Raw genomic sequence first — 8,204 nt, 5'->3', positions numbered from 1 at the left:
AAAGTCTAAAGAGTGTATTTAAACAACCATTCATATTACAGTTTTCGATACGGAACAATGTCCGTAAAGAACATCCTTGAGCAAACGGTTAAGTTTGGTTACAGCAGGATGGTTCTTACGGATATTAATAACACTTCGGCCTGTTTGAGTTTTGTTGATGAGGCAAAAAAGAATGGTATTAAGCCAATTCTTGGGATCGATTTCCGAAACGGGATTGAGCAGAAATTTATTGGTGTAGCTAAAAATAATGAAGGATTTAGAGAGTTGAATGAGTATCTGTCCAATCATTTGGTAAATTCTCTAAAAATAGAAGATAAAGCACCTGAATTTCAAGATTCATGGGTGATTTATCCATGGGAAGGGCAGGATGTAGAACTTTTGAGGGCTAATGAGTTTATAGGCATAAAGCCAAATCAGGTTTCGAAACTGAAATTTTCCGGGTTGAAAAAACATTTGGATAAACTTGTAATACTTAAAAGTTCTACATTCAGAAATAAGCGCGATTTTAATATTCACCGGCTTCTACGGGCTATCGACAATAATATTTTGTTGAGTAAGCTCCCAAAAACAGAACAGGCTGATGAGGGAGATAAATTAGATACTGAAGAAAATATTAAAAAGATATTTTCTGAATTTCCGGAAATTATTGAGAATACGGAATTTATTCTGGAAAACTCATCAATAGATTTCGAGTTCGGATACGATGTACCTCCAAAAAACAAAAAGACCTTTACGGGAAGTGCAGATAAAGATCTGGAACTAATTAATGAGTTGATCGAAGAGGGGGTGAAATATCGTTTTGGAGCTTATAATGAGAAGTTGAAATCCAGAATAAAAACCGAACTCTCGGTTATTAGCAAAAAAGAGTTTATATCGTATTTTCTTATAAACTGGGATATTGTACGTTATGCCCGGAGCCGGGGTTATTTTTATGTAGGTCGCGGTAGCGGGGCAAATAGTTTGATTGCGTATTTGTTGAGGATAACCGATGTAGATCCTATAGAGCTGGATCTGTATTTCGAGCGTTTCATAAATCTTTACCGTGAAAATCCACCTGATTTCGATCTGGATTTTTCGTGGAAAGACCGTGAAGATATTACCAGATATATTTTTGAAAAACATGGGGCGAATCACACTGCCTTGTTGGCTACTTACACTACTTTTCAGGTCAGGTCTACAATAAGAGAACTGGCAAAGGTTTTTGGCTTGCCGGGTGAGCAAATAGAAGAACTGACAAAGAAAGTTCCGCGGACTTACTATGGTAAAGTTGAAGGAGAAGCGGGGAGGGTTCCCAAAGCCGGTTCCGACGATCATCTTGTAGAATTAGTAATGAAATACGCTAATTATATTGAGGGCTTCCCTAATTATCTGGGGATTCATGCGGGTGGTATACTTATATCGGAGGAAAAAATATCATCTTATTCTGCCGTGAATTTACCTCCCAAAGGTTGGCCAACGGTCCAGTTTGATATGGTAGTTGCCGAGGATGTTGGATTGTATAAGTTTGATATTCTCAGTCAGCGGGGATTGGGGCATATAAAGGATGCCATTGAGATAATCAGGGAAAATGTTCCTGAAGCAGATGAGTTTGATATACATAATATCGACGGTCTGAAAAGAGATGAGAGAATAAAAAATCAGCTTAAAAATGCCAAAACATTAGGTTGCTTTTATGTGGAATCGCCTGCTATGCGTATGTTGTTGTCGAAATTACAGGTAGATAACTATCTGGGACTCGTAGCAGCAAGCTCTATTATTCGTCCGGGAGTGGCAAAATCGGGGATGATGCGTGAATATATTTTACGTTATCGTTATCCCGAAAGGCGAAAAACGGTTAACAGGATAATGTACGATATTATGCCTGAAACCTATGGAGTGATGGTGTATCAGGAAGATGTAATTAAGGTTGCACATCATTTTGCAGGTTTAGGTTTGGCCGAAGCAGATGTTTTGCGAAGAGGTATGTCGGGTAAATACAGGTCGAAAGAAGAGTTTCAAAAAGTCAGGGAGCAGTATTTTGTAAACTGTCAGGCAAAAGGACATCCTTATGAATTGGCAAGCGAAATTTGGCATCAGATTGAGAGTTTTGCCGGTTATTCGTTTTCTAAAGGTCACTCTGCATCATATGCAGTAGAGAGTTATCAGAGTCTGTTCTTGAAAACATATTTTCCAAAGGAATTCATGGTGGCAGTGATAAATAATTTTGGAGGGTTTTACCGCACGGAAACATATGTTCATGAACTTAGAATGACCGGAGCCGAAATTAAGGCTCCCTGTGTAAACAACAGTAAAAAAGTTACTTCAATAAAAGGGAATGTAGTCCATTTGGGGTTTATCCATGTTAAGAATCTGGAGAGCAAACTCGTTGACGAAATATTAAGTGAAAGAGCCGGAAATGGGAAGTATCTAACTATTCACGATTTTGTAAAACGTATTTCTGTATCGAAAGAACAATTACAGTTATTGGTGCAGGTAGGAGCATTCAGGTTTACCAATAAATCGAAAAAAGAATTATTTTGGGAAATGCATCTGCTCATTAACTCATCGAAATCGGAGAAAAGAATTAACGAACTGTTCGATACGCCTGAACCTGAATTTAAACTACCTGAATTACATCACAGTAAACATGAGGATGCATTCGATGAAATTGAGTTACTGGGATTTCCATTGTCGAACCCTTTTGACTTACTCAAAGAAAAGCCTGTTGGAAGTTTATCTGCCAAAGATCTGAAGAATCATATAGGAAAAAATATTTGCATTTACGGATACCTGGTTCATGTGAAATATACCAGTGCAAAAGGAAATAAACGTATGTATTTCGGAACTTTTTTAGATAAGGGAGGGGAGTTTATCGATACGGTGCATTTCCCCAATGTGGCTTCACAATACCCGTTTAGAGGTAAAGGTATTTATAAAATAGAAGGTAAAGTAGTAGAAGAGTTTGATTTTATCAGTATTGAAGTCAGTACTATGCAGTATCAGTCTATAGTTTCCGATCCCAGATATTCTGATTAGGCTTAAGTAACAGGAGTCGAACCAACCCTGACTATTTCCATTGTTGAAATTAGTCAGGGTATGATTTACTGTTAGGTTATATATTACAAACTCTCCGAAACTCTTTTCAGTGCATCTGCAACTTCGGAAGCCAGTGCTTTTACTTTCTCGTTTTCCACTGCCATCATATATGGAATAGGGTTTACGATAGATACTTTTACCTTTCCTTCTTCTTTTTCGTTAAGAGTTACATTGCAGGGCAGGAATGCTCCCATATCTTCATCTTCCATTACTGCTTCGAAGGCGAATTTTGGGCTGCATGCTCCCAAAATTTCATATCGCTGTATGTCCTTTTCAAGTTTGGTTTTTATAATTCCACTGAAGTTTATCTCGGAAATCACGCCAAACTTCTCTGCTTTTAAAGCATCAATTACTATATTTTTTACCTCGTCGAAACTGCCTTCAACAGTTTTATTGAATGTATAAGCCATTTTATTCTCTTTTAAATTTCCAGTTACAAATTTAGGATCTATTTAAATATGAGTAGTGGCTTTACAATAAAGAATAATGATTGAATGATCGAATGTTCTAATGGTTCAATGTTCTAATGATTTAATGTGCTAATGATTCAATGACACAATGATTCAATGACACAATCTAATATCTAGTGTCTAATATCTAGTGTCTAATCCCTAATTAGTAAAGAAATCAAAGATATTGCCTAAAGTACTTGTGCTTCCTTTGTACAGTTCTGTGTAGTGACATCTGCTACATGATACAGCTGTGAACTTTTTGTTTTGCACATCGAATATTTTTGAAAATACACCTCCTGTTGTTCTTATTTCATCTGTTTCGTATTGTCTGTTGCCACATTTTGGGCAAACGTATCTCATTTGATTGTTCATTATTCTGTATTTTTTAATAAAAAAGTGCAGAGTTGATCTACACTTATATTAATGGTTCATCGGTTGAATTGTTACACTAAATCAACTGAAATATATTTTATATTTATTGGTTTCCCAGAGTTTTTAACAGTCTGAATGCTTTTTCTACCTGGTTGTCATCTACTATGATTGTAAATTCATTAGTAGTAGATATCACCTCTAAAACGTTTATTCCTTCCCATGCTAAATCGCGGAATATATAATAGTAAATTCCTGCTACTTTGCTGTTTTCTTCAGGAAGTTTAATTGTTAATGACGATAAGCCTGTTTTCTTGGAGATAATAATTTCATTGCCAAATATACTTTCAACTTCTTCCTGAAACCTGTCACTGATTACTATTGTAGTTTCGTAAACACCTCTTGAAACTGCGTAGTACAAATCGGGGTGGGCTCCAACCATTTCCAAAAATCTCGATTGATTTTTAATTAATGTGTCGGAAACCGAAAAAGTATAGTCAGCCAATTTCGACCTTACGGTTATATCTCCTAAATTGCTTAATACCCCTCTTACTTTATGATTGATCTGAAATTCTAATGTTGGTGCCAGACGTTTAATAGCCATCACAATTGCTCCCTGGTTCACATCTTTTTTTAAATCGTCAACAACACTTGGTAAAATGTCCTTTGCTAAGGAGGTCATATTAATTATTCCTTGCGCCAACGCACTTTCCAGAAATGGTTTCCTTTTAATTATCTCCTCTACTGATTGTGCTACTGTCTTCATGTATGATAATTTTATATTTCGGTCGCATGTTATTCCCAATTATCTTCATCACTGTTGTAGTAAAACCCTGCTTTTAATGGGGATTTCATGCTTTCTATCTCAATTTTGCTCCTCTAATGTTATAATATTTCTAGGAGCCTGAAAATTGTTATAAAATTAACGAAATGTTACAAAATAGCCTAATAAATATATAAACTTTATTCGATATAGGGAATGATCTAGTTTTGTTATATTATAAAAATCATTGATAGTTTTGGTGTAAATTATTAATAACACAAATTGGAAAATCTCGTAAGATGGTAGTATTAAAATTTGGAGGAACATCGGTTGGTTCAGCAGAAAGGCTAAAAAGTTTAGTGGAGATGTTAGATCGCAAAGGGAAGGTTGTGGTTGTTTTATCTGCAATGTCGGGTGTTACAAATTCTTTAGTTTCGATTGTAAATAAAGTTTCTGAAGGTGAAACTACTGAAGCCGAAGAACAGTTGAATGAAGTTAGTACTAAATTTACAGATACTTCTTTATCGTTGTTTTCCGGAAGTTATTTAGAAAGAGCAAAAACTATTATCGGTAATGGAGTAGATTTGATCAGAACCGAATTTTCTTCATTACGCGGAGAAGGGAAGCTTATTCTTGCTCAGGGTGAATTGATAACTACTAAATTGTTTTCTCTTTACCTTGAAAGTCTTGAAATAAGTAATCAGTTGTTGATGGCTCCTGATTTTATGCTGCTGGATAAAAATAACGAACCCCGGGAAACTAAGATTAAATATTTGTTGGGAGAACAAATGTCAGAAGCGGTTGATTTATATATTACACAAGGCTTTATAGCTACAAATGTCAATGGGGAAATTGATAATTTAAAAAGAGGCGGGAGTGATTATTCTGCTTCTTTGATTGGTGCAGCGCTCGATGCAAAGGCTATAGAAATATGGACAGATATAGATGGCTTTCATAATAACGACCCAAGATACGTTGAAGATACGCATCCAATAGAGTATCTTAGTTTTGACGAAGCTGCCGAATTGGCTTATTTCGGTGCAAAGATTTTGCATCCTGCAAGTGTTATTCCCGCCCGAAAGAATTCGATACCCGTTTGGTTGAAAAATACCATGGAACCGGAAGCACATGGCACACTGATCTCAGATAATTATATTTCACCCGGAATTAAGGCAGTAGCAGCAAAAGATGGTATTACTACTATTAGAATTCAATCAGGAAGAATGTTGCAGGCTCATGGATTCCTGAAGAGAGTATTTGAAGTATTTGATAATTATAAAACCCCGATTGATGTAATTACAACATCGGAAGTTGCAGTTTCGCTTACAATTGATGATACTGAAAATTTACATGATATTGTTGAGGATTTAATGGGGTTTGGCAGGGTAGAAGTCAGAAGTGATTGTTCTATTGTCAGTATTGTGGGGAATAATATAACATCGAGTCCGCGGGCAATAACAAATACTTATGCTGCATTTGGAACGATTCCAATTCACATGATTTCGTTCGGAGGAAGCAATAATAATATTACATTTGTAATTGATACAGAAAATAAAACACACACACTACAATCATTAAACAGTAAAATTTTTCAAAAACCGATTTATGTATAGCAAAGAGTTGATTTCGCGTTTTAAGGAACTACAAACGCCATTTTATTACTACGATGTAGATGTGTTGACGAAAACTTTGGATGCAGCCAAAAAGGCAGCATCGGAGTATGGTTATCATATTCATTATGCCCTTAAAGCAAATGTTAATCCAAAAATATTGGATATTATTCAATCTTATGGTTTTGGTGCTGATTGTGTTAGTGGAAATGAGGTTTTAAAGGCTGTGGAACACGGTTTTGATGGTGAAACAATTGCTTTTGCCGGAGTAGGTAAATCGGATAAGGAAATAAACGATTCAATCGACGCTGATATTAAAGCTTTTCACGTTGAATCATTGGCTGAATTGGAGGTAATCAATCAACTGGCCGGGGATAAAGGAAAAGTGATGAATGTAGCGTTGAGGTTAAATCCTAACGTAGATGCAAAGACGCATGAATATATAACTACAGGTTTAAACGAAAATAAGTTCGGGATTAATCCGTGGGAACTGGAAGAACTTGTACCGAGATGTGAGAGCTTTAAGAATTTGAATCTTATTGGAATCCACTTCCATATCGGTTCTCAGATTTTGGATATGACAGTGTTTGAAGAACTGGCAATTAAAGTAAATTCTTTGATGGACTGGTTCGAAGAAAGTGGAATATCACTTCCTTATATTAATTTGGGAGGAGGACTTGGAGTTGATTATGAAAATCCTGAAAATAAAATTCCCGATTTTGAGGGCTACTTTGCTGCTATTCATAAAAATCTTAAACAAAGAGAAGGTCAACAAATCCATTTCGAACTGGGAAGATCGTTGGTTGGTACCTGTGGAGATTTGATTACCCGTGTTCTTTATATTAAGAACGGAATGGAAAAGAATTTTGTTATAGCAGATGCGGGGATGACTGACTTAATTCGTCCGGCGCTTTATAAAAGTGTTCATAAAGTAGAAAACCTTAACTCAAACCTTGATTTTGTTAAATATGATGTGGTAGGACCGGTCTGTGAGTCGTCCGATACTTTTGTAAAAGACTCTTTAATGCCACAGGCAAAAAGAGGTGATTTGTTGTCGATTAGTACAGTGGGTGCTTATGGACAGGTAATGGCGTCTAATTATAATCTCAGAGACTTAGCAAAAGCTTACTATTCGGATGATATTTAAAAAGATGGGATTGTTGAAAGTAGTGTAAAGAATTAGGTGTAGTAAATTAATTTGCATGTAATATATAAAGGTGATTTCGTTTAAGGATGAGATCACTTCTTTTTTACACAGAAAATATTGAATAGGGCACAAGTTCCGTACACTTTTTCTTACGTTAAAAATAAGAATACGATATATTTTTGATTTTTGTAAATTCGACAAACGTGAGAAAAGCCTTAGTTTACTGCTGTTTAGGGACTGTATAATAACTGTAAATAAATATACCCATACAAGTGGGAGTTATATTACTTTTTTCTACTTTCATAAAGTAAAAATTAACTAAATCCCATTAATATGTATTTATTATCAGCCGTAGTATTAGTTGTACTAATTGTAGGTTCATCCTTTGTAGCGATAAAGTAAAATCCTAAACAGTAAAAGCCACATACCTTATATGTGGCTTTTACTTTTGTGTACATCACTTTGAATCAAAATTGGAATAATATTCCTCTTTTCTAATTTTAAAAAAAATATAGCAAGCTAATTATAAATTTGCTACAGGTTTACACTTCACTGTGATAGGGTAGAGATGATGGTAAATTAATTACGACACAGTCTGCTGGCGTTAAACAGTCAGGCAGGAAAGTCTGAAATTTTTTCAACCCTAGATTTTGGAGATATGATTCCAAGAATGGGATCAAGTCTATTTTCTGGGGAGGACAATAAATTAAGCATAAATTTTGCATAACCTGAACAAGAAAAAAGGAATATCTTTCACTCTTCTAAATTGCCTTCTAAACTCTTTAATT

At 35.4% G+C, this 8,204-nt stretch carries 6 protein-coding genes; 3 read left to right on the top strand and 3 right to left on the bottom strand.

Annotation, left to right across the window (positions count from 1 at the left end; all coding sequences use genetic code 11):
• Positions 1-12 precede the first annotated feature (12 nt).
• Positions 13-3,015, top strand: coding sequence for a DNA polymerase III subunit alpha (gene dnaE, locus ABFR62_11735; GenBank protein MEN8139091.1), 3,003 nt, complete (start codon positions 13-15; stop codon positions 3,013-3,015).
• A gap of 83 nt (positions 3,016-3,098) precedes the next feature.
• Here the strand turns inward: dnaE and ABFR62_11730 are convergent, their stop codons facing one another.
• From ABFR62_11730 to ABFR62_11720, 3 genes are all read right to left on the bottom strand, one after another.
• Positions 3,099-3,485 carry a DUF302 domain-containing protein gene (locus ABFR62_11730; protein ID MEN8139090.1) on the bottom strand — a complete coding sequence of 129 codons (387 nt, stop codon included), beginning with the start codon at positions 3,483-3,485 and terminating at the stop codon, positions 3,099-3,101.
• Positions 3,486-3,686: 201 nt separating this feature from the next.
• Positions 3,687-3,899: a zinc ribbon domain-containing protein gene (locus tag ABFR62_11725; GenBank protein MEN8139089.1), complete on the bottom strand. Its 213-nt coding sequence runs from the start codon at positions 3,897-3,899 to the stop codon at positions 3,687-3,689.
• A 103-nt stretch (positions 3,900-4,002) separates the two neighbouring features.
• Positions 4,003-4,662, bottom strand: coding sequence for an aspartate kinase (locus ABFR62_11720; GenBank protein ID MEN8139088.1), 660 nt, complete (start codon positions 4,660-4,662; stop codon positions 4,003-4,005).
• Positions 4,663-4,958: 296 nt separating this feature from the next.
• Here ABFR62_11720 and ABFR62_11715 point away from each other — a divergent pair, with 296 nt between their 5' ends.
• Both ABFR62_11715 and lysA read left to right on the top strand, forming a co-directional pair.
• Entirely contained in the window at positions 4,959-6,272 is a 1,314-nt protein-coding gene (locus ABFR62_11715; protein ID MEN8139087.1) for an aspartate kinase, read from the top strand.
• Positions 6,265-7,416 (top strand): diaminopimelate decarboxylase, encoded by a 1,152-nt coding sequence (gene lysA / locus ABFR62_11710; GenBank protein MEN8139086.1) that lies wholly within the window; start codon positions 6,265-6,267, stop codon positions 7,414-7,416. Before ABFR62_11715 ends, lysA begins: the two co-directional genes overlap by 8 nt.
• Positions 7,417-8,204 lie beyond the last annotated feature (788 nt).

This window comes from Bacteroidota bacterium (genome assembly GCA_039714315.1).
In the GTDB taxonomy this organism is placed as follows: domain Bacteria; phylum Bacteroidota; class Bacteroidia; order Flavobacteriales; family JADGDT01; genus JADGDT01.
This window is presented reverse-complemented; position numbering and strand designations above follow the sequence as displayed.

What these genes read in the sequence shown, in the direction of transcription:
- ABFR62_11730 (MEN8139090.1), bottom strand. Translation starts at nt 3,485, where the DNA reads ATGGCTTATACATTCAATAAAACTGTTGAAGGCAGTTTCGACGAGGTA.
- ABFR62_11725 (MEN8139089.1), bottom strand. Translation starts at nt 3,899, where the DNA reads ATGAACAATCAAATGAGATACGTTTGCCCAAAATGTGGCAACAGACAA.
- ABFR62_11720 (MEN8139088.1), bottom strand. Translation starts at nt 4,662, where the DNA reads ATGAAGACAGTAGCACAATCAGTAGAGGAGATAATTAAAAGGAAACCA.
- ABFR62_11715 (MEN8139087.1), top strand. Translation starts at nt 4,959, where the DNA reads ATGGTAGTATTAAAATTTGGAGGAACATCGGTTGGTTCAGCAGAAAGG.
- lysA (MEN8139086.1), top strand. Translation starts at nt 6,265, where the DNA reads ATGTATAGCAAAGAGTTGATTTCGCGTTTTAAGGAACTACAAACGCCA.